Origin of the sequence: Staphylococcus sp. LCT-H4, assembly GCF_001866145.1 — a bacterium.
GTDB lineage: Bacteria > Bacillota > Bacilli > Staphylococcales > Staphylococcaceae > Staphylococcus > Staphylococcus succinus.
The window spans coordinates 20,150-40,867 of record NZ_MODY01000001.1; the positions used below are offsets into that span (position 1 = coordinate 20,150).

24 protein-coding genes are annotated in these 20,718 nt (G+C 34.1%); 2 read left to right on the plus strand and 22 right to left on the minus strand.

The features are described from left to right. Window positions 1-52 precede the first annotated feature (52 nt). The gene (locus tag BK821_RS00095) at window positions 53-2,005 is read left to right on the plus strand and encodes an IucA/IucC family protein (RefSeq protein WP_071330948.1); all 1,953 of its coding nucleotides are present in this window, start codon (window positions 53-55) and stop codon (window positions 2,003-2,005) included. A 69-nt stretch (window positions 2,006-2,074) separates the two neighbouring features. On the opposite strand, the gene BK821_RS00100 is transcribed toward BK821_RS00095, so the two are convergent. The 6 genes from BK821_RS00100 to BK821_RS00125 form a co-directional block, all read right to left on the minus strand. Further along, window positions 2,075-2,590: an Asp23/Gls24 family envelope stress response protein gene (locus BK821_RS00100; RefSeq protein WP_046835639.1), complete on the minus strand. Its 516-nt coding sequence runs from the start codon at window positions 2,588-2,590 to the stop codon at window positions 2,075-2,077. A 65-nt stretch (window positions 2,591-2,655) separates the two neighbouring features. After that, complete coding sequence (locus BK821_RS00105) at window positions 2,656-2,895, minus strand: DUF2273 domain-containing protein (protein WP_046835640.1); 240 nt, start codon at window positions 2,893-2,895, stop codon at window positions 2,656-2,658. A 12-nt stretch (window positions 2,896-2,907) separates the two neighbouring features. Next, window positions 2,908-3,444: an alkaline shock response membrane anchor protein AmaP gene (gene amaP / locus BK821_RS00110; RefSeq protein ID WP_046835641.1), complete on the minus strand. Its 537-nt coding sequence runs from the start codon at window positions 3,442-3,444 to the stop codon at window positions 2,908-2,910. A gap of 153 nt (window positions 3,445-3,597) precedes the next feature. Continuing rightward, the gene (locus BK821_RS00115; protein ID WP_046835642.1) at window positions 3,598-5,157 is read right to left on the minus strand and encodes a BCCT family transporter; all 1,560 of its coding nucleotides are present in this window, start codon (window positions 5,155-5,157) and stop codon (window positions 3,598-3,600) included. Window positions 5,158-5,403: 246 nt separating this feature from the next. Continuing rightward, complete coding sequence (locus BK821_RS00120; RefSeq protein WP_071330949.1) at window positions 5,404-6,411, minus strand: zinc-binding alcohol dehydrogenase family protein; 1,008 nt, start codon at window positions 6,409-6,411, stop codon at window positions 5,404-5,406. A gap of 22 nt (window positions 6,412-6,433) precedes the next feature. After that, window positions 6,434-7,441, minus strand: coding sequence for an NADP-dependent oxidoreductase (locus BK821_RS00125; RefSeq protein WP_046835644.1), 1,008 nt, complete (start codon window positions 7,439-7,441; stop codon window positions 6,434-6,436). A 148-nt stretch (window positions 7,442-7,589) separates the two neighbouring features. On the opposite strand from BK821_RS00125, the gene BK821_RS00130 reads away from it, so the two are divergent. Next, window positions 7,590-8,591, plus strand: coding sequence for an LLM class flavin-dependent oxidoreductase (locus BK821_RS00130; protein WP_071330950.1), 1,002 nt, complete (start codon window positions 7,590-7,592; stop codon window positions 8,589-8,591). Window positions 8,592-8,642: 51 nt separating this feature from the next. Here BK821_RS00130 and BK821_RS00135 read toward each other — a convergent pair whose 3' ends face one another. From BK821_RS00135 to rplO, 16 genes are all read right to left on the minus strand, one after another. Next, window positions 8,643-9,515, minus strand: coding sequence for an alpha/beta hydrolase (locus BK821_RS00135; RefSeq protein ID WP_083390141.1), 873 nt, complete (start codon window positions 9,513-9,515; stop codon window positions 8,643-8,645). Window positions 9,516-10,064: 549 nt separating this feature from the next. Continuing rightward, the gene (rpsI, locus tag BK821_RS00140; protein WP_046835646.1) at window positions 10,065-10,457 is read right to left on the minus strand and encodes a 30S ribosomal protein S9; all 393 of its coding nucleotides are present in this window, start codon (window positions 10,455-10,457) and stop codon (window positions 10,065-10,067) included. Between the two features lie 19 nt (window positions 10,458-10,476). Then, window positions 10,477-10,914, minus strand: coding sequence for a 50S ribosomal protein L13 (gene rplM / locus BK821_RS00145; protein ID WP_046835647.1), 438 nt, complete (start codon window positions 10,912-10,914; stop codon window positions 10,477-10,479). Window positions 10,915-11,119: 205 nt separating this feature from the next. Continuing rightward, on the minus strand, window positions 11,120-11,923 hold the full coding sequence (gene truA / locus BK821_RS00150; RefSeq protein WP_046835648.1) for a tRNA pseudouridine(38-40) synthase TruA: 804 nt from the start codon (window positions 11,921-11,923) through the stop codon (window positions 11,120-11,122). 4 nt (window positions 11,924-11,927) lie between these two features. After that, the gene (locus BK821_RS00155) at window positions 11,928-12,734 is read right to left on the minus strand and encodes an energy-coupling factor transporter transmembrane component T family protein (protein WP_071330951.1); all 807 of its coding nucleotides are present in this window, start codon (window positions 12,732-12,734) and stop codon (window positions 11,928-11,930) included. Continuing rightward, window positions 12,724-13,587: an energy-coupling factor transporter ATPase gene (locus tag BK821_RS00160; RefSeq protein ID WP_071330952.1), complete on the minus strand. Its 864-nt coding sequence runs from the start codon at window positions 13,585-13,587 to the stop codon at window positions 12,724-12,726. Before BK821_RS00160 ends, BK821_RS00155 begins: the two co-directional genes overlap by 11 nt. Continuing rightward, window positions 13,584-14,393, minus strand: a complete 810-nt coding sequence (locus BK821_RS00165; RefSeq protein WP_046835651.1) for an energy-coupling factor transporter ATPase — start codon at window positions 14,391-14,393, stop codon at window positions 13,584-13,586. Before BK821_RS00165 ends, BK821_RS00160 begins: the two co-directional genes overlap by 4 nt. Window positions 14,394-15,557: 1,164 nt before the next feature. Next, on the minus strand, window positions 15,558-15,926 hold the full coding sequence (rplQ, locus tag BK821_RS00170; protein ID WP_046835652.1) for a 50S ribosomal protein L17: 369 nt from the start codon (window positions 15,924-15,926) through the stop codon (window positions 15,558-15,560). 18 nt (window positions 15,927-15,944) lie between these two features. Further along, entirely contained in the window at window positions 15,945-16,889 is a 945-nt protein-coding gene (locus tag BK821_RS00175; protein WP_046835653.1) for a DNA-directed RNA polymerase subunit alpha, read from the minus strand. 76 nt (window positions 16,890-16,965) lie between these two features. Next, a complete protein-coding gene (gene rpsK / locus BK821_RS00180) occupies window positions 16,966-17,355 on the minus strand; it encodes a 30S ribosomal protein S11 (protein ID WP_046835654.1) in 390 nt (129 codons plus the stop codon). Window positions 17,356-17,378: 23 nt separating this feature from the next. Next, window positions 17,379-17,744 carry a 30S ribosomal protein S13 gene (rpsM, locus tag BK821_RS00185; protein WP_029378523.1) on the minus strand — a complete coding sequence of 122 codons (366 nt, stop codon included), beginning with the start codon at window positions 17,742-17,744 and terminating at the stop codon, window positions 17,379-17,381. 21 nt (window positions 17,745-17,765) lie between these two features. Continuing rightward, window positions 17,766-17,879, minus strand: a complete 114-nt coding sequence (rpmJ, locus tag BK821_RS00190) for a 50S ribosomal protein L36 (RefSeq protein ID WP_002482634.1) — start codon at window positions 17,877-17,879, stop codon at window positions 17,766-17,768. 31 nt (window positions 17,880-17,910) lie between these two features. Further along, a complete protein-coding gene (gene infA / locus BK821_RS00195) occupies window positions 17,911-18,129 on the minus strand; it encodes a translation initiation factor IF-1 (RefSeq protein ID WP_001118443.1) in 219 nt (72 codons plus the stop codon). 174 nt (window positions 18,130-18,303) lie between these two features. Then, window positions 18,304-18,954: an adenylate kinase gene (locus tag BK821_RS00200; RefSeq protein WP_046835655.1), complete on the minus strand. Its 651-nt coding sequence runs from the start codon at window positions 18,952-18,954 to the stop codon at window positions 18,304-18,306. A gap of 17 nt (window positions 18,955-18,971) precedes the next feature. Continuing rightward, on the minus strand, window positions 18,972-20,264 hold the full coding sequence (gene secY / locus BK821_RS00205) for a preprotein translocase subunit SecY (RefSeq protein WP_046835656.1): 1,293 nt from the start codon (window positions 20,262-20,264) through the stop codon (window positions 18,972-18,974). Beyond that, on the minus strand, window positions 20,264-20,704 hold the full coding sequence (gene rplO, locus BK821_RS00210; protein WP_046835657.1) for a 50S ribosomal protein L15: 441 nt from the start codon (window positions 20,702-20,704) through the stop codon (window positions 20,264-20,266). Before rplO ends, secY begins: the two co-directional genes overlap by 1 nt. Window positions 20,705-20,718: the final 14 nt, after the last annotated feature.

Sequence of the window (20,718 nt, forward strand, 5' to 3'; positions counted from 1 at the left end):
GATTATACAAATATATTATGTTTTTGTAAAATAATTTTTTAGAGGTGCTTTTATGAATTCGAAAAGAAACAACCACAACTTAATTAGAAATCTCACTATTGATGAAAAACATGCTTTTGAACATTTATCTTCTATCGATAATGAATGGGCAGACTATTTTAATACGATGTTATTAGTGAGTAGAGATAAAGTTTCACAACGTCTCATCACCTCATTACATAGGGAGAACTTAGTCTATAGCCGTGCGCATAGCGAGATTATAACAACACAATCATTGCACTTCCCATTTGAAACAGAACAAAAAAAATTACTCAAAATTCAATTCCCAAAATCTCAAAAAACTTTATTCGCCCCAATTACAGGCGAACATGCTTTTGACAGAATTGATGTAGAAGGACCATTTTATTTTGAAGACAAGAATGAAATTGAAAGAATATATCATCCGGATGAAATTTTATCGTGTATTTTAACTGAAGCACCTGAGCTTAACAATGAAGCAAGTGCACAGTTTTCATCTGATATCAATAACAGTGTTGCTAATATGGCAATTGCGCTTAGTTTTCAAGCGTATGCTTTAGCCAATGAATATGCGCCACTATGGCAATTAATTGCCAATGATACTGATAGCTATTTACGGTCTGAGCAGGCTGTTGTAGAAGGTCACCCTCTCCACCCAGGTGCCAAACTACGCAAAGGAATGACACCAAAAACAGCCATAGATTATTCATCTGAATTTGGTCATGCGATTGGGATGAAATTTATATTAATCCAAAAAGATATTGCCAAAGTAAAATCTTTATCACCAGATTATAATGAGTTGATTTATACATTATTTGAAGGGCTATATGATGCAGTTGTTAATACAGTAGGAGTTAAGGAGATGCAGCAATATTATGTAATGGTCGTCCATCCTTGGCAGTATAATGAAATATTAGGAAAAGACTATGATAATGAATTACAATCAAATCAAATTATTCCGATTGATTATCAACTTGATTATTATGCAGGACTTTCTTTCAGAACGTTAATGCCAAAGAAACCAGTAACATCACCGCATATTAAATTATCAACTAATGTGCACATCACTGGCGAAATTAGAACCTTATCAGAACAAACAACAATAAATGGACCACTGGTGACAAATATACTTAACGATATAAAATATCAAGATCTTTTATTTCAACAAATCAATGCCGATACAATTGATGAGGTCGCGGGTATACATTTCTACAATTCCAATGACTCAGATGAGATACAGACAACTAGAAGTGAACAGTTAGGAACGTTATTTAGAACAAATATCTATGAGTTAGTACAACAGAATGCTACACCTGTGATTCCATCAAGCTTAGTAGCAAATTATCCTAATAACCAGGAAACACCTTTAACAACTTTAATTCGTACATATGAAGCAACGCATCATTTTGATAGTTACGAAAAAGCATGTATAGCCTGGTTTGAACGTTATAGCCAAGCAATGATAGATATTGCTTTACCATTATATGTAAAATACGGTATAGCATTAGAAGCACATTTACAAAATACAATAGCTGCATTTAACAAAGATGGTTCACTAAACAAATTATATATTCGTGATTTTGAAGGGTTACGTATCGAAGAAGCTTATTTAAACGAAATGGGCTATAGCACAAATGAATTTCATGAAAAATCATTAATATTAACCGATCAAGCACAAACTGTATTTAATAAAGTCTTTTACTCCAGTATACAAAATCATTTAGGAGAACTTATTGTAAATATTGCTAAATCTAGTACTGCATTAGATTTAGAACAAACAATTTGGTCGCTAATTAGTGATAACTTAAACCAGAAATTAATCGAAATCGCTCAGACTATGGAGAATCCTCAAAGGATATCTCAAATACGCTCGATTCTATTTGCGCCTAAGATTGATTATAAATGTGTGACAACAATGCGCCTTGAAGATGAAGCGGATTACTATACTTATATACAAGTTTCTAATCCTTTGTACCGAAAACAATAATAAACAACAAAAAACTACCGATAAAGCATTATGCTTTATCGGTAGTTTTTTAAGTTATGAACAGATTGCTTATTGTAAGCCTTTTTGTTCGCTACTTGATCCTTCATTTTTTTCATTCTTTTGATTTTTTTGTGACCATTCTTTTTTAGTCATTACATCTTCAACACGCATGTTAACTTCAACTACTTCTAAACCAGTGATATATTTCACTTGTTCTTTAACTAAGTCAGTAACTTTGCGGAAGATTTTAGGTGCTGATTCACCATATTCTAATACTACTTTTAAGTCAACAGCAGCTTGTTTTTCGCCAACTTCAACGCTAACACCTTGAGTTACGTTATTGCTGCTACCAAATGAACTTGAGATATTATCTACAAATCCACCTTTCATTTCTAAAATACCATTTACTTCACGCGCAGCGATGCCCGCGATTTTTTCTATTACTTCGTCAGAAAAAGTTAATTTGTTTGAGAATTCAGGTTCTTGATTTTGTTGTTGCTGTTGTTGTTGCTCTTGAACTTCTTGTTCTTTAACTCCAGTTTGGTTGTTATATGCTTGTTTTGCTTTGTTATTATCTACTGCCATAATAAATTCTCCTTTTTGTTATCAAATTTATTTGCCTAAATCATCATTTTTTTATTTTAAACTTCTTAACTCCATCGATTTAAGAAGTTTAAAAAGTCTTGTGTACGGTCTTTAGTATACCCAATTCCAATTCCAATCAAACATAATACAATGATTAAAATTGTGCTCCAGAAACCAAGTGTTAAGAATAGTATTGCTATAATTAAAAATGCTAAAAAGCCAATGATTCTCCATTTAAACGTCTTGAAAAAATCAATAAGTTGTTGCGTAGAATCTTGTCCATTTTGGTTATTATTGTTAGCCATGATAACCCTCCCTTACAACACGCGTTTGCCTGAGCTTTTTTGATCTCTAACATTAATTTCTAATTTGGATACTGGCAACTCCGTAAAATGCTCTACATTTTGTTTAACTTCATTGCGTATTTCTTCTGTCAGTGATTTTACCTGGACATCTCCAGGAACGAAAAAGTCAGCTTTTAAAGCAATGTGTGATTTCTTTTTCTTGTTATACAATTTTGCAATAACATTGGGTTGACGTACCTCGTCATACTGAACAATCGTATCGTAGGCAGATTTTTCAACTGCTTTTCTTGATACATAAATATGACCATCCTCGAAATCTTTATAAAGTCCAGGTTTTCTATACGTAGGTTTAAACAAGCTAAATACTAGTATTAGGCCTATTAAGATGAGTAAAGCTGATAACGCAATTAATGTTGGTATAAACCAGTTAAATTGTAATAAGTAATCTTGATACTTACTTATTCGTGAATCTTTGATAAACATAAATAATAAAAAACCAACGATTACTACAATCAATAATCCTAAGATAAAATTCTTAAGTCGCTTCACCTCGTATGACACCTCCTATGCTTCTATATTATGTACTTGTCATATCAGACTAATACCCTCAAAAAAAATATTGGAAACATTTTTATTCAATTTTCTTTTAATTTTCTTTGATAAAATAAATTCATTCATTTTATTTTGTTGTTTTCTTTACTTTTAATGTTTTTCTTGTTTATTTGATTTGCGATATTGTAACAATTTATCATCTGAGACAAAAAGCTTATTACTCGGTCTTGGCTTTTCGATTGCCAATGATTTAAATAACGACCATATCATTAGAATGATTACGATTGAAAATGGTAGTGCCGCAATAATTAATAAATTTTGAATCGATTGCGTACCTCCCGTATATATCATAATAACTGCAAATAACGCTAAAATAATACCCCAACTTACTTTTACAATACCAGATGGATGTATACTCCCATTAGAACTTAACATGCCTAAAACATATGTCGCTGAATCTGCAGAAGTAACAAAAAATATCATAATTACGATTAGAGTCAAAATACTGAGCAAGAAGCCTAATGGGAAATGTTCCAGTGTAGCGAAAGTAGCTGTTTCTGTTGCTTCTTTAGCAATATGAGCGATACCATTTTGTTGCAAATAGATAGCTGAAGCACCAAACACTGCAAAAAACATGAAACAAACTAACGATGGGACAAATAGGACGCCCAAGATAAATTCCTTAATTGTCCTACCACGTGATACACGTGCAATAAAAATGCCTACAAATGGCGCCCATGAAATCCACCATGCCCAATAGAATATCGTCCATTGTTGTAACCATTGGTACTTTTCTCCGCCCGATTGCGGTATACGTAAACTCATTTTAAAGAAGTTAGCAACATAATCACCAAGTGAATTGGTAAATGTATTTAATATGCTCAGTGTTGGACCGACACAAAATAATATGATAAGTACGATAAATGCTAAAATCATATTTATATTACTTAAATGTTTAATTCCTTTATCAATACCCGACCAGGCTGACCACGTAAACAATAACGTGGCAACAACAATAATAATCACTTGTGTGCCAAAATTTGAAGGAATATCAAATAAAAAGTTTAGACCTTCATTTATTTGTAATGCTCCAAATCCTAATGTAGCTGCCACACCAGTTACTGTTGCAATGATTGCCAGTACGTCAATTGCACCACCAACAGGCCCCCTCATCATTTTGGTACCTAGTATAGGTGTTAAGGTAGCACTTACCAATCCAGGATAGCCTTTGTGGAAACTAAAGTATGCAAATACCAAACCTACGATACCGTAGACAGCCCAAGCATGAATCCCCCAATGAAAGAATGAAAATTGCATCGCCTCATTTATAGCTGTCTGTGTGCCAGCTTTATGTAATGGTGTTAATGTGAAAGCATGACTAATAGGTTCTGCAGTTGTCCAAAAAACTAATCCTATACCCATACCAGCACTAAATAACATTGCAAACCATGATTTTAATGAAAACTCAGGATCTTCTCCCTCCTCACCTAAAACAATAGATGAATATCTAGAAAATAGTAAGTAAATACATACAATTAAAATAACTAATACTAGAAGGAGATAATACCAGCCAAAATTAACTGCAATAAAATTTGTGATGTTTTGTGTACCTGCTTCCAATTGTTTCGGTGCAATTGCTCCATAAATAACAAATAAGGTACAGATAAACAACGCAAGCCAAAACACCATAGTCATTTTAGTTAAACGCATATCTAAATCCCACTCTCCCTTTACTTTATGTAAAGTACATACCCTCTCTTTTCCAAAGTATTCGTTTCAAATAATTGATGGCTTCTATTTTGATTTAGCACGTCACAACTAATGTTCAAAGTCATTATTCCCTCTTATATAAAACCAAATACTTAAATATTTATTTGGAATTTCTATACTAAAATATAAAACCCTACAATACTATCTTAATAGAGATAGTATTGTAGGGTTTTGAGTTATCTTAATTTATAATTGAATCACTAATTTTCCAATCATACTTTGCTTTTCTATTTTTTGATGTGCTTTAAATAAATGGTCAGCCGTTAAACCTTCTATCACTTCATTTAATGTCGTTTGATAGACGCCCGCTTCTATTTTTTCTGTAATATCAGTAAGGTATTGGCGATGCGTATGCATATCTTCTGTGTTGTACAATGGTCTCGAGTACATATATTCATGTGTAAAAGTAATGCTTTTTTGCTTCAATAAGTTTAAATCTTGCTTTTCTTTAAAAGCTACTATTGTAGCAATGATTCCTCGTGGTTTTACTAATTCAATCATTTTTTCAAAATAAAGATCTGTATTAAATGTACAAAAGATATAATCCACTTCACTAATTTCATATTTTTTAAATTCATCAGTTAAATCATTTTTATGATTAAGTACAATATCTGCACCCATATTTTTTGACCATTCATGCGTTTCGTCTCTAGACGCTGTCGTAATCACATGTAATCCGTGGTGTTTTGCAATTTGTGTCGCTATACTGCCTACACCACCCGCGCCATTGATTATTAATATAGATTTTCCTCTATTTTCATCTGGCTTATGTGAAATTTGAAATACATCAAATAGTGTTTCAGAAGCAGTTAGACCTGTTAATGGTATGCTTGCTGCTTCGACGGCATTAATATTTTGTGGTTTCTTGGCAACTAGCCTTTCATCCACAAGCTGATACGTCTGATTTGAACCTTGATATGAAGGAGAACCAGAATAATAAACCTCATCTCCAACTTTAAAATGCTTTACTTCTTCACCTACAGCTTCAACCACACCTACTGCGTCAAATCCTAATACACGTGGTGCTTGAGTAACTGGAGATTGTCTTATCTTAGTATCTACTGGGTTGATACTTATTGCTTGTACACGAATGAGTAAGTCATATTGTTTCGGTTGAGGTTGATCGATATCGAACTCATAGAATTTGTTCCCATCTTCTAAAGCAAAACCATCATCTGCACCAATCGCTTTCATAATACACAGCTCCTTTATTTAATTAGGTATGATCTGAAACTTTAACTACTTGTTTACCAAAATTATCACCAGTAAATAAATTTCTAAAAGCATTTGGGATATTTTCAAATCCATCCATTACAGATGTTTTTGTTTTAATTTTATCTTCTTGAACCCATTGTGCTAATTGTTTACTTGCGGCTGAAAAATCATCGGCATAATTAGCTACAACAAATCCTTTCATTAGTGCTTGTGCTTTAATCAAAGTTGGTTGTATTCTAGGGCCATAATCAACTGTTGTATCATTATATCCAGATATAGCACCACACACAGGGATTCTCGCAAATTGATTTAAGTGTTTCATAACTTCATCTGCAATGGCGCCACCAACATTTTCGAAATAGACATCTACTCCTTTGGGCACCGCATTAGCAAGCTGTTCAGAAAACTGCTCATCTTTATAATCAATTCCCACATCAAATCCTAACTCATCAGTTAAATAAGCTGTTTTTTCAGGACCTCCAGCTATACCCACTACGTATGCCCCTTTTAGCTTGGCAATTTGGCCTACGACAGATCCAACTGCACCTGAAGCAGCTGAGACCACTACTGTTTCTCCCGCTTCAGGTTGCCCAATTTTCAGTAATCCATGATAGGCTGTTTGACCAGTCATTCCCAATACACTTAAATATAAATATAAAGGAATATCTTGATTTGATACTTTAATAACATGTTTGGCTGGTATATTAGTTATTTTTTGCCATGGTAATTGTCCAGTGACAATATCACCTTTTTCGAATTGCTCTACATTGGATGCTAATACTTTACCAACCACATGACCTGACAATGGTTGGTCTATTTGGAATGGTTGAATATAAGAATCACTATCGTCCATACGACCTCTCATGTATGGATCAACTGAAATGTACAGGGCTTCAACTTGAATCTCATCTTTTTTGAGCTCATTTAGTTCAGTAGTTTCATATCTAAATACATCATCTGAAGGAACACCTTCTGGTCTTTTGGCTAACACGATTTGTTCTGTTTTCATTATATTGCCTCCATTCTTTCTTTTCTCTTATTTTATAGTTATAGTCATGTGCATTCAAACAAATCGCTTATTCGATTATTTATGAACGTGTTATGATTGTTTTAAATTAGCGCTATGGCTAATCTTAAAGTGATAAGGAGAATTTTTTGTGAAACTAAGTATTTTAGATTATGTCCCTATTTTCGAAGGCCAAAATGCAGCACAAGCCTTAAATCATACAATAGAATTAGCACAATTAGCAGAACGCTTAGGTTTCCATCGTTATTGGGTAGCTGAGCATCACCAAGTATTTTCAGTAGCATCAAGTGCCCCAGAAATGGTCATGATGTCACTGTTAGAAAATACTTCAACAATTCATATTGGCAGTGGTGGGGTTATGTTACCGCATTATAGTGCTTATAAAGTAGCTGAACAATTTAAAATAATGGAAGCTAGGCATCCTGGTAGAGTTAATTTAGGTACTGGACATTCCCCCAGTTTTAAAAACGTAAATCATGCATTAAATGAGCATAAATCTAAACCAGTCGATTACGATACACAAATCTCTGATTTAGTTCATTATTTCAATGATGACACTAGCGACCAAACACGTTTTACAGATTTGTATGCAACCCCCATCATAAACTCTAAACCTATAATGTATATTCTAGGTATGAGTATGAAGAGTGCTACATTAGCAGCTCAACAAGGATTATCTTTTGTCATTGCTTTAATGGGTCAAAGTAATGACAATGTCTCTAATGTCATCGAACATTACCGTAATTTATTTAAACAACTTCATCATGATAAACAGCCTTATGTCATCATTTCTACATTTGTCATTACCGCTTCAACAAGCGAACAATTATCTAGTTTAGAACGCGCATTTCATTTATGGCTATTGCGTATAAACTATTTAGATCAACCCAAATCTTATCCATCTATCCAATATGCCAAGGCTAGAGATTTTTCAGATAGAGAGCTATTAAAAGTAGAAAAAAATAAACGCCGTGTAATTAGTGGTATGCCTGCTGAAATCATTAAGCAATTAAAAGCTATACGTTCTTCTTATGAGGTAGATGAAATAATGATACAACCACATATATTCGGAGAAGAAAACAGAAAAAATATGTTGGATTTAATAGCGAGAGAGATCGATTTAACCATTTAAAAAGCACTGTAATGCGTCAATCCAATCATTGACCCAATTACAGTGCTTTTTTTATTCATTCCATAAGAATGCATTAACTTCCTCTGCTACTACATTATAATCATGCAATGCGCTATGCTCTCCATGTTCACCTTCAACTTTGAACGTTCTATATGATTTTACATAACCATCTAATAAATACTTTAATGATAATGAAGATTGCGTGGTTACCTTACCATCTGAATGCGTACCATCTAATAAATCACCATAGATATTTAATACTTCCACTGATTGTTGAGGATAATTATACTTCATTTGTTGCAACTCTTTATATTCATCAGTCATTTTATCTGGCTTACTATTTTCATCTAATTTAACACGATTCGGCTTATCATCTCTACCTAATATGCCATTCAACGGCGCACCAGTATCCACTTGCTTATTAAGTTGTGGTAATGAATTATCATCACCGTAATTAAGCATATAATAACTTAACGTCAAATTACCCATTGAATGTGCCACCATATTAAACTTATTAAATTCCATATGTTTATTTGTTTCAGTTATGACATTTTTTAACCATACAGCGTTTTGCTCGTAATCCCAATTTTTATTATCTTCTAATATAATTTGAACAATAGGGTGTGGATCGTTCGCATTTATATCTCCTTCAAATGTTACATTTCCATCAGCTGAAACATGCGCTTTAATGACATTTTTTGTCACACCTTTGTTAACAGCAGATTGAATTAAGTATCGCATAGATTTTTCAGAACCACTGTGACCATGTAAATAAAATGTCGGTACACTTTGTTGCTCAGGTTTTTCAGCAGCCTTAATATCGTTATTTGCATCAACAAAAAGTAATAGTGACATTACAGTTAACGTTGCTATCGTGACGATTGTGACCATTCGCATTAAAATATTTTTGCTATGTAGTTTCAATTGCACTTCACCTCTTATAAAAATATTAAGTTAGTAAGCATGTATATAAATGATGCTACATACTATTCTTTGCTTACCCTTGTATTTTATGAGTATGCTTTCAAAAAACGTTATTTATACAAACAACATAAAGTTAATATTAAGTTTATAAAACATTAAAAAACTTTATTGATAACTGTTAAAATCTTAGAAGTAATGCTCAATTCCAATAAAATTATTCATAGAAAAATACAATTGCGCGCTATTAAAGACAACTCTACCTTTTCTTTTTAGCAAATATGTTTAGTTCTAGTCCAAATCTTATAAGTGACATTAGCTAATAGAATTTAGATCATTTACTTTACACATAAATCACCTGTCACCATTCAAATATTGTGCCTTAGTTCCATTTAGTTTTACTGTTGTTTGATCCTAATTATTTTTTCACGCAAAAAAACACCCCTCGAATAAATTCGAGGAGTGCTTTTGAAGTCTCTTAAGGTTAAGTCATATGCTATGCATACTCGTATACGGAAGCTGCAAACACGTTTGCAACAAATCCAGTAATTCTTAACGTTTTGAGAATTGTGGTGAACGACGTGCTTTTTTAAGACCTGGTTTTTTACGTTCTTTCATACGTGGGTCACGAGTAAGTAATCCAGCGCGTTTTAAAGAACCTCTGTATTCAGGATCAGCTTCTAATAATGCACGAGAAATACCGTGACGGATAGCTTGAGCTTGTCCAGTGAAACCGCCACCTTTAACGTTAACTAATACATCATAGTTACCTTTAGTTTCTGTTACATCGAATGCTTGGTTTATATCTAAAATTAATGATTCAAATGGTAAGTAGCTACGTACGTCACGGTCATTAACTGTGATGTTACCTTCACCTGGTACTAAACGTACACGTGCTACTGAGTTTTTACGACGGCCTGTACCTCTATATTCAACTTGTGCCAATGTAATTTCCTCCTTCTAATTAACCACGTAACTCGTAGTTTTCTGGTTGTTGTGCAGCGTGTGGATGTTCAGCGCCACCATATACAAATAATTTTTTACCTTGTTTTTCGCCTAAACGAGTACTTGGTAACATACCTTTAATTGAGTTTTCAATTAAACGTTCTGGGTTAGTTGCTTTTAACTCACCAGCAGAAATTGATTTAATTCCACCTGGATGGTTTGAGTGACGGTAATACATTTTATCTTGCTCTTTATTACCTGTGAACTGAATGTTTGAAGCATTGATGATGATTACATAATCACCACTATCAACGTGTGGTGTAAAAGTTACTTTATTTTTACCGCGTAAAATAGATGCTACTTCTGATGATAAACGACCAAGTGTTTGACCGTCAGCATCAATAACATACCATTTGCGCTCAATGTTTGATTCATTTGCCATAAATGTTTGACGCATAATAATTGTCCTCCTAGAGTAAATAAATAAATATTTCTTGTTTAATAGTTATTACTTTTAAATCATAAATTTCATTTATTTTTTAATTGTTGTTCTACGTGCTTCTATATCTTGTAACACAATAAGATTCCGGGGCTTATCGTGGGTGATATAAAACAATACCGTTAGTAATCGTATAATTTTTATGTCGTTTTGTCAATGTAATTTAGATATTTTTCGATGAATTTTTTTGATGTATTTCTATATCATGGCCATAATCATTTTTTAGTTCTTCAGAAGTAAAATATATTTTTTCTAAATATAATCCTTCTGCCGGCGCTGTGAACGGAATTTGATTACGATCTTTCAATTCTAATAAATATGGTACTTCTTCAGGTTCCCGTTTTCCTTTGCCAACTTCTATTAGAAAAGCCATTAACACACGTACCATATTATATAGGAAACCAGAGCCAGTTACAATATAATCAAAGCCATCTGTTGTTTTTTTAATTCTACTATTATATAATGTGCGCACTTTACTTTCTATCTCTGTTTTTTGAGAACAAAAACCAGTAAAATCATGTGTACCTATAAATAATTGCGCTGCACGGTCCATTTTATCAATATCTAATGTATCTGGTATATATGTTTTTAACCCACTTTGAAATGGATCCTTATGTGGCGATTGATAAACTTTATAGCGATAGGATTTTCCTACACAATCATATCTACAATGAAAAGCTTCATCAACAAACCTGACGTCTTTGACATATACATCATCTGGCAAAGCACGATTCATAACATATTTCCATTGTTGCTCAGAAATATTTAATTCTGAATCAAAGTGAAAATATTGTTGTATGGCATGTACGCCTCTATCTGTGCGACTTGTGGCCTGTATACGAACATGATGTTTGTGCATTCTTTTTAATATTCTTTCGAATTGTTGTTGTACTGTTCTACCATTTTGCTGTATTTGAAAACCAAGAAACTGGCTTCCTTGATACGAAATATTTACCAAAACGCGCATTAACTTACACTCCTATTAATTTCAAAGCAAATAATATAACTATTATGGGTAATAGTAATACCAATAACAAACTATCCGGCCATTGCCATTTTAGCTTTCGATAACTCGTTCTTTGCTTATTTGTTTCATAGCCTCTTACTTCCATAGCAATGGCTAAATCTTCTGCCCTTTGAAATGCAGAAATAAATAGTGGAATCAATAATGGAATAAATGCCTTTATACGATTCGCTAAACCACCAGAACTAATTTCTGAGCCACGTGACTTTTGAGCTAAAATAATCTTATCTAACTCATTCATCAATGTGGGGATAAAACGCAATGCGATTGACATCATCATACTCAGCTGATGTACAGGTATTTTAATCATTTTTAACGGTGATAATAAACGTTCAAACGCATCTGTTAAGTCTATAGGGCTTGTAGTCAACGTCATAATAGTTGATATCATAATAATAAACATCAGTCTTAAAACAATATAGATACCTTCTAATATCCCTTGTGTGTCAATTGAAATAAAGCTCAATTCAACTAATCGTGTTCCACCTTTAGTTAAAAACAAGTGCATAAGCAATGTAAACACTAGGAAAATCCAAATGGGTGTTAAGCCTTTAAATAAGAACCAAAGTTTGATATGAGCTAGCTTCACAAATAAAAGAATTAAAATAAACAACCATAAATAAGTAGCAAATGAATGTGCAAAAAAGATTAAAATGATAAAGAAGAACACAAATATTAATTTTGCGCGTGGATCTAAACGATGCACTAATGTGTCTAAGGGTAAGTAACGTCCAATAATAAACTTATCTTTCATCTTGGCGCCACTCCTTATACATCGCGATGAACTCTGCTTCTGTTAACGCAATTTTACTGAAATCGTATTGATATTTATCTTCTATATCTCTCTGTAATTTCACAATATCTGGCACATCTAAATGAAGTTGATTCACATAATTAGTATCACTAAATAACTTGCGTGGTGAGCATGATTCAATCAGTTTCCCACGTTTCATAATTTTAACTTCATCTACATACTTAGCTACGTCATTCATTTCATGTGTCACAAGTATAATGGTTTTATTTTGTTCTATTTGTAACTTTTTAATTAACTCCATAATTTGTTTTCTACTTTTTGGATCTAAACCAGCTGTAGGTTCATCAAGAATAACAACATCAGGATCCATAGCTAAAATCGATGTAATAGCTATTTTTCTCATTTGTCCCCCTGACATTTGAAAAGGAGACTGCTGTAGTATATCTCTATTGAAACCAAAGTCTAAAAGTAAATGGAACGCTCTATCTTTCACTTCATCTAAAGGCATGTCAAAATTCTTAGGGCCAAACATAATTTCTCGTTCTACAGAATCCTCAAATAATTGAGACTCAGGAAATTGAAACACAACACCTACACGCTTACGTAACTGCTTTAATTGCTTATCCTTTGTCTTATGAGTGATCGTTACATCATCGACTTGTAACGCGCCTTTAGATGGCTTTAACAAGCCATTAAAGTGCTGTATCAATGTTGATTTACCTGACCCTGTTTGACCTATAATAGCGTAGTATTTACCTTGTTCAAAGGACGTTACCACATCTCTTAATGCAAGATGCTCAAATGGTGTACCTCTTTGATAAACATAACTGACTTTGTTAAAGTTGACTGTCATAGCTTTTTCAACAACCCTTCATAAGTTATGTATTCAGTAGTATCAGATAGATATTGATTCATACGTATTGAAAACGGCAGGTCTAATCCAATATCCGTTAATCTATCTGCATAATTAAAAATACTTTGAGGTAAACCAGTTTGAAATACTGTACCTTCATTCAAAACTACTAAATGGTCTGCTTCTGCTGCCTCACTTAAGTCATGCGTAATAGAAATAATAGTTACATCATTATCAGCCTTAAGCTGATGAATTAATGTCAATAATTCTTTTCTACCCGCAGGATCTAACATTGATGTCGCCTCATCTAAAATTATAATGTCTGTATTTAACGCAAGTACACCCGCTATAGCTACACGTTGCTTTTGACCACCAGATAAGGACTGTGGTTCATATTCTGCTCTATCTAACATATCTACATCTAATAAAGCTTTAGGAACAAGTTCACGCATTTTCTCATAAGTAACTGCATGATTTTCGAGACCAAAAGCCACGTCATATTCTACTGTAGAACCAACAAATTGATTTTCTGGATTTTGAAAAACGATACCGATATGTTTTCTTAAATAATTCAAATCTTCTTTATTAATACACTTATCTTTAAAGTAAATATGACCTTCAGCAGGTGATTCAATACCAATCATCAATTTTGCTATAGTAGATTTACCAGATCCATTGTGACCAACAATGGATGTCCATTTACCTTTTGGAATATCAAAAGATACGTCACTTAACGCAAGTGGTTCATCACTATTATATTTAAATGAAACATGATTAAATTTAATGATATTTTCTTGCGTATCCATATCAATTGCCTCCAAAAGTTTTTGATTCTCACTTTATATACCTTTTCTATTTTACATGAAATATTGAGTGAATGCATGTTAAAGAAGTACTAATAAACTTTTTTTAGCTTTAGTACTTTTTATGCATTTGCTAGTAAATACATAACTTTATGTCACCAACGCCCCTAAGCTCTTAAGAGTCAAGGGCTTAATGGGTTCGCTATTGCTTTGCAATTGCATAAGTCCCCCTAAGCTCTTAAGAGTCAAGGGCTTAATGGGTTCGCTATTGCTTTGCAATTGCATAAGTCCCCCTAAGCTCTTAAGAGTCAAGGGCTTAATGGGTTAGCTATTGCTTTGCAATTGCATAAGTCCCCCTAAGCTCTTAAGAGTCAAGGGCTTAATGGGTTCGCTATTGCTTTGCAATTGCATAAGTCCCCCTAAGCTCTTAAGAGTCAAGGGCTTAATGGGTTAGCTATTGCTTTGCAATTGCATAAGTCCCCCTAAGCTCTTAAGAGTCAAGGGCTTAATGGGTTCGCTATTGCTTTGCAATTGCATAAGTCCCCCTAAGCTCTTAAGAGTCAAGGGCTTAATGGGTTAGCTATTGCTTTGCAATTGCATAAGTCCCCCTAAGCTCTTAAGAGTCAAGGGCTTAATGGGTTCGCTATTGCTTTGCAATTGCATAAGTCCCCCTAAGCTCTTAAGAGTCAAGGGCTTAATGGGTTAGCTATTGCTTTGCAATTGCATAAGTCCCCCTAAGCTCTTAAGAGTCAAGGGCTTAATGGGTTCGCTATTGCTTTGCAATTGCATAAGTCCCCCTAAGCTCTTAAGAGTCAAGGGCTTAATGGGTTAGCTATTGCTTTGCAATTGCATAAGTCCCCCTAAGCTCTTAAGAGTCAAGGGCATAATGGTTCGCTATTGCTTTGCAATTGCATAAGTCCCCCTAAGCTCTTATGAGTCAAGGGCTTAATGGGTTCGCTATTGCTTTGCAATTGCATAAGTCCCCCTAAGCTCTTAAGAGTCAAGGGGGACTAAAAATAAAAAAAGCGCGCACCCCATCATTGTTTTTGAGTTCACGCTTTAAAGTTTATTTAGTTGATGGGGCACTCTGAGCTAGACAATATTTGTATGTGGCAAACATTATCATTGCACTCATTTGCTTTATATATAGTAGTACGCATATTTAAATTAAACTAATTCGATAATAACTGATTCAGCACCGTCGCCGCGACGAGGACCTACTTTAAGAATACGAGTGTAACCACCTTGACGTTCTGTATAACGTTCAGCAATTTCACCGAATAATTTTTGTAGCGCAGTTTGAATCGTTTCATCTTCATTTAAGATTTCTACATTACGTAAAGTTTTAGCAGCTTGACGACGTGAAGCTAAATCTCCTTTTTTACCTAAAGTGATTAATTTTTCAACAACACTACGTAATTCTTTTGCACGAGCTTCTGTAGTTTCAACACGCTCACTAACGATAAGTGAAGTAGCTAAATCGCGTAACATAGCTTTACGTTGATCAGAAGTACGACCTAATTTTCTGTAACCCATGAGTTAACCTCCTTTATATTAATCTTCTTTTCTTAAGCCTAAACCTAAGTCTTCAAGTTTATATTTAACTTCTTCTAAAGATTTACGACCTAAATTACGCACTTTCATCATATCTGCTTCTGATTTATCAGCTAATTCTTGAACAGAGTTGATACCTGCGCGTTTTAAACAATTATAAGAACGGACAGATAAGTCTAATTCTTCAATTGACATTTCAAGTACTTTTTCTTTTTGATCTTCTTCTTTTTCAATCATGATTTCAGCATTTTGAGCTTCATCAGTTAATCCAACGAAGATATTCAAGTGTTCAGTTAAGATTTTTGCAGCTAATGAAACAGATTCTTGTGGCGTAATAGAACCATTAGTCCAAACATCCAAAGTTAATTTATCAAAATCACTACTTTGACCTACGCGCGTGTTTTCTACTGTATAGTTAACACGTTCAACAGGTGAATAAAGTGAATCCACTGGAATTACACCAATTGGTAAATCACTAGTATTATTTTGTTCTGCTAATGCGTAACCTCTACCCTTATTGGCAACTAGACGGATTTTTAAATGTCCACCTTTTGAAACTGTTGCGATTTTAATCTCAGGATTTAAAATCTCTACATCACTATCATGAGTAATGTCACTCGCAGTTACTTCGCCTTCATCTTTAACATCGATTTCTAAAGTTTTATCTTCTTCAGAATAGATTTTTAATGCTAATTTTTTGATGTTCATAATAATCGTAGAAACATCTTCAACAACATTATCTATAGCTGAGAATTCGTGTAAAACGCCTTCGATTTCAATGTACTTAACGGCTGCACCTGGTAATGAAGATAGTAGGATACGACGTAAGGAGTTTCCTAGTGTAGTACCGTAGCCACGTTCTAGTGGTTCAACAACGAACTTACCGAATTTAGCATCATCACTAATTTCAATTGTTTCAATTCTAGGTTTTTCGATTTCAATCATTTACAAATATCCTCCTTGATTACGTCGACTTGATTTGTACTGTATTTCTCAGTGACCTGCGACAATAACAATAAAATTATACGCGACGACGTTTTGGTGGACGACAACCATTGTGTGGAACTGGAGTAACGTCACGAATAGCAGTTACTTCTAATCCAGCTGATTGTAATGCACGGATAGCTGATTCACGACCAGGGCCTGGACCTTTTACAGTTACTTCAACAGTTTTCAAGCCATGTTCCATAGCTGTTTTTGAAGCAGTTTCTGCTGCCATTTGTGCTGCAAATGGAGTTGATTTTTTTGATCCTCTAAATCCAAGTGCACCTGCTGATGACCATGATAAAGCATTACCGAATTCATCAGTGATTGTTACGATTGTATTGTTAAATGTTGAACGGATGTGTGCCACACCATTTTCAATATTCTTTTTCACTCTACGTTTACGAGATACTTGTTTACGTGCCATTTAAATTTTGCCTCCTTTACCTATTATTTTTTCTTGTTAGCTACAGTTTTAACTGGGCCTTTACGAGTACGAGCATTGTTTTTAGTCTTTTGTCCGCGTACTGGTAAGCCACGACGGTGACGGATACCACGGTATGATGAGATTTCCATTAAACGTTTAATGTTTAAATTTTGCTCACGACGTAAGTCACCTTCTACTTTATAGCTGTCAACAACTTCACGGATACGACCTAATTCATCATCTGTTAAATCTTTAACGCGAGTTTCTGGTGATACATTTGCTTCTTCAGCAATTTTATTTGCTGTAGTTGTACCGATACCATATACATATGTTAATGAAATAACAATACGTTTTTCACGTGGAATATCTACTCCTGCAATACGTGCCATAATTATTTACACCTCTCTTTTTTAGCCTTGTCTTTGTTTATGCTTAGGATTGCTACAAATTACCATTACTTTACCTTTACGTTTAATGACTTTACATTTTTCGCAAATTGGTTTTACTGATGGTCTTACTTTCATTTTAATACCTCCCTATATTATGGAGTGACAACTATTTATAACGATAAGTAATTCTGCCGCGTGTTAAGTCATACGGAGACATTTCTACTGTTACTTTGTCGCCAGGTAGAATACGAATATAATTCATTCTGATTTTACCACTAACGTGAGCTAAAATCTCATGACCATTTTCTAATTCTACTTTAAACATTGCATTTGGTAAAGTATCTAATACAGTACCTTCTAATTCAATTACATCTTGTTTAGCCATTTATTAACTTCCCCCTTCTTGCAATAGTTGGTTATCGTCGACAATCAACTCTAACCATACGAGTCTATAAGTGTTGTTAATAAGTTTAACAAAATTAAAATGAATTACTTAATCGCATTGTCACTCTTATTCAATTATACTTTTTAGCATTACATAGACCGTACAAAGTTGATTTTATTTTAAGTCTTCTAAGATACTAATAACGTCTTCAGTAACGACTTTAATATCTCTAGAACCATCAATGTTATTTAATACTTGTTTATTATCATAGAATTCCAAGATAGGTTTAGATTGTTTAACATTGACGTTTAAACGATTAGCAACTGTTTCTGGATTGTCGTCTTCACGTTGATATAATTTACCACCGTCAAGATCACAAATACCATCAACTTTTGGAGGATTGAATACAAGATGATAAGTAGTTCCGCATTTTTCACAGATTCTACGACCAGTAAGGCGGTTCATTAATTCTTCTTCAGGTACCTCTATATTGATAACAGCATCAATTTTTCTATCTAATTCTTGCATGATTTCACTTAATGCTTCAGCTTGTTCAATAGTACGAGGAAAACCATCTAATAAGAATCCTTTTTTCGCATCGTCTTCAGAAATTCTTTCTTTAACGATACCCACAGTAACTTCATCAGGGACTAATTCTCCACGATCCATGTATGATTTAGCTTCTTTGCCTAAATCAGTTTCATCTTTAATCGCTTTTCTGAACATGTCGCCAGTAGATATGTGTGGAATTGGGAATTTCTTTACAATTTCACTCGCTTGAGTTCCTTTACCTGCTCCAGGTAAACCCATTAAAATGATATTCATAAGTGCCCTCCTACAATTTATCTACCACCAAAGCCTCTATAGTCTTTTTGACTCACTTGAGCCTCAAGACTCTTCATCGTTTCAATTGCAACACCAATTACGATTAGTAAGCTAGTACCGCCTACTTGAATCGATTGAGGCAAGCTCATTACTTTAGTTGCAATAATTGGAAGAATCGCAATTACAGCTAAGAATATTGATCCAACAAATGTTAAACGATAGAGTACTCTAGTAATATATTTTTTTGTTTGCTCGCCAGGTCTAATGCCCGGAACATAACTTCCTTGTTTCTTAAGGTTATCTGCCATCTTTTCAGGATTAACTTGCACAAATGCATAGAAGTATGCGAAAGCAATAATCAGTACTACGTATACGATCATACCGATATTATTCGATGGATTTGCAACATCTGAAATCTTTTGCGCCCAACTAGCGTCAGGGAAGAACAATGTTAATGTTCTTGGTAACAAGAAGAACGCCATTGAAAAGATAACTGGGATAACCCCTGCAGAGTTAACTTTCAAAGGTAAATACGTTGCTTGTGAACCTAATCGCTGTGTTGATTGTTTCTTGGCATATTGAATTGGAATTTTACGAACAGCTTGTAATACGTAAATTGCTCCAACAGTTAATAATATCATTCCCACAACTAATCCAAGTACTTTCAACCACGCCATAGTGACATCATCTTGCCCTACAAACGCTTGTTGATAGAATTGAATTAAGGATGAAGGTAATGAAGACAAAATGCCTGCAAAGATAATTATTGAAATACCATTACCAACACCAAACTGAGTGATTTGTTCACCTAACCAAATTAAGAATGCCGTTCCAGCTGTTAAAACAACAGCAATTAATAAATAACTGAAAATCGATTGATCCATGATCAACTGACCTTTCAAATAATTATTAAATTGGAAAGCCATACCAATTGATTGGATAAATGCAAGAATAATTGCAAAATAACGCGTTACGTTATTAAGTTTTTTTCTACCTGCATCACCTTGTTTTGCCCACTCTGTAAACTTCGGAATAATATCCATTTGTAATAACTGCATAACTATGGATGCAGTTATATAAGGCATTATACCCATGGCAAAGATAGAAAAGTTCTTCAAGGCTCCGCCACCAAATGTATTTAACAAATCAGTGACACCTTGAGAACCTTGTTGACTGTCAAAGGCAGCTGGGTTCACCCCAGGCGCTGGAATATAAGTACCTATCTTAAAAATAACTAACATTGCGAGAGTAAAAAAGATCTTGTTACGAACTTCTTTAGTTTTAAAGAAGTTCACAAGCGTTTCTACCATTAGATCACCTCGTGTGCTCCACCTTTAGCATCAATAGCTTCTGCTGCAGATGCAGAGAATTTGTGAGCTTTCACTGATAACTTTTTGTCAAGTGAGCCATTACCTAGTACTTTAATACCAGATTTTTCACTCTTCACTACACCAGATTCTACTAATAAAGCAGGAGTTACTTCAGTACCATCCTCAAATTTATTAAGTTGGTCTAAGTTAACAATAGCATATTCTTTACGGTTGATGTTAGTAAAACCTCGTTTTGGCAAGCGACGGAATAATGGTAATTGACCACCTTCGAAGCCTGGTCTTACACTACCACCTGAACGAGCTTTTTGACCTTTTTGTCCACGACCACTAGTTTTACCGTTACCAGTAGCTGCACCACGTCCAACGCGGTTACGAACTTTACGAGAACCTTCTGCCGGTTTTAACTCATGTAATTTCATTTCGGCACCTCCTT

Bases quoted from the DNA above. Each gene is read 5' to 3' on its own strand.
- rpmJ (WP_002482634.1), bottom strand. From the start codon at position 17,879: ATGAAAGTAAGACCATCAGTAAAACCAATTTGCGAAAAATGTAAAGTC.
- BK821_RS00100 (WP_046835639.1), bottom strand. From the start codon at position 2,590: ATGGCAGTAGATAATAACAAAGCAAAACAAGCATATAACAACCAAACT.
- rpsM (WP_029378523.1), bottom strand. From the start codon at position 17,744: ATGGCACGTATTGCAGGAGTAGATATTCCACGTGAAAAACGTATTGTT.
- BK821_RS00200 (WP_046835655.1), bottom strand. From the start codon at position 18,954: ATGAATATCATTTTAATGGGTTTACCTGGAGCAGGTAAAGGAACTCAA.
- BK821_RS00175 (WP_046835653.1), bottom strand. From the start codon at position 16,889: ATGATTGAAATCGAAAAACCTAGAATTGAAACAATTGAAATTAGTGAT.
- BK821_RS00105 (WP_046835640.1), bottom strand. From the start codon at position 2,895: ATGGCTAACAATAATAACCAAAATGGACAAGATTCTACGCAACAACTT.
- BK821_RS00160 (WP_071330952.1), bottom strand. From the start codon at position 13,587: ATGACAGTCAACTTTAACAAAGTCAGTTATGTTTATCAAAGAGGTACA.
- rplM (WP_046835647.1), bottom strand. From the start codon at position 10,914: ATGCGTCAAACATTTATGGCAAATGAATCAAACATTGAGCGCAAATGG.
- rpsK (WP_046835654.1), bottom strand. From the start codon at position 17,355: ATGGCACGTAAACAAGTATCTCGTAAACGTAGAGTGAAAAAGAATATT.
- secY (WP_046835656.1), bottom strand. From the start codon at position 20,264: ATGGTAGAAACGCTTGTGAACTTCTTTAAAACTAAAGAAGTTCGTAAC.
- BK821_RS00155 (WP_071330951.1), bottom strand. From the start codon at position 12,734: ATGAAAGATAAGTTTATTATTGGACGTTACTTACCCTTAGACACATTA.
- BK821_RS00115 (WP_046835642.1), bottom strand. From the start codon at position 5,157: ATGCGTTTAACTAAAATGACTATGGTGTTTTGGCTTGCGTTGTTTATC.
- rplQ (WP_046835652.1), bottom strand. From the start codon at position 15,926: ATGGGTTACAGAAAATTAGGTCGTACTTCTGATCAACGTAAAGCTATG.
- rplO (WP_046835657.1), bottom strand. From the start codon at position 20,704: ATGAAATTACATGAGTTAAAACCGGCAGAAGGTTCTCGTAAAGTTCGT.
- BK821_RS00125 (WP_046835644.1), bottom strand. From the start codon at position 7,441: ATGAAAACAGAACAAATCGTGTTAGCCAAAAGACCAGAAGGTGTTCCT.
- BK821_RS00095 (WP_071330948.1), top strand. From the start codon at position 53: ATGAATTCGAAAAGAAACAACCACAACTTAATTAGAAATCTCACTATT.
- truA (WP_046835648.1), bottom strand. From the start codon at position 11,923: ATGCGCGTTTTGGTAAATATTTCGTATCAAGGAAGCCAGTTTCTTGGT.
- BK821_RS00120 (WP_071330949.1), bottom strand. From the start codon at position 6,411: ATGAAAGCGATTGGTGCAGATGATGGTTTTGCTTTAGAAGATGGGAAC.
- BK821_RS00165 (WP_046835651.1), bottom strand. From the start codon at position 14,393: ATGGATACGCAAGAAAATATCATTAAATTTAATCATGTTTCATTTAAA.
- infA (WP_001118443.1), bottom strand. From the start codon at position 18,129: ATGGCTAAACAAGATGTAATTGAATTAGAAGGTACTGTATTAGATACT.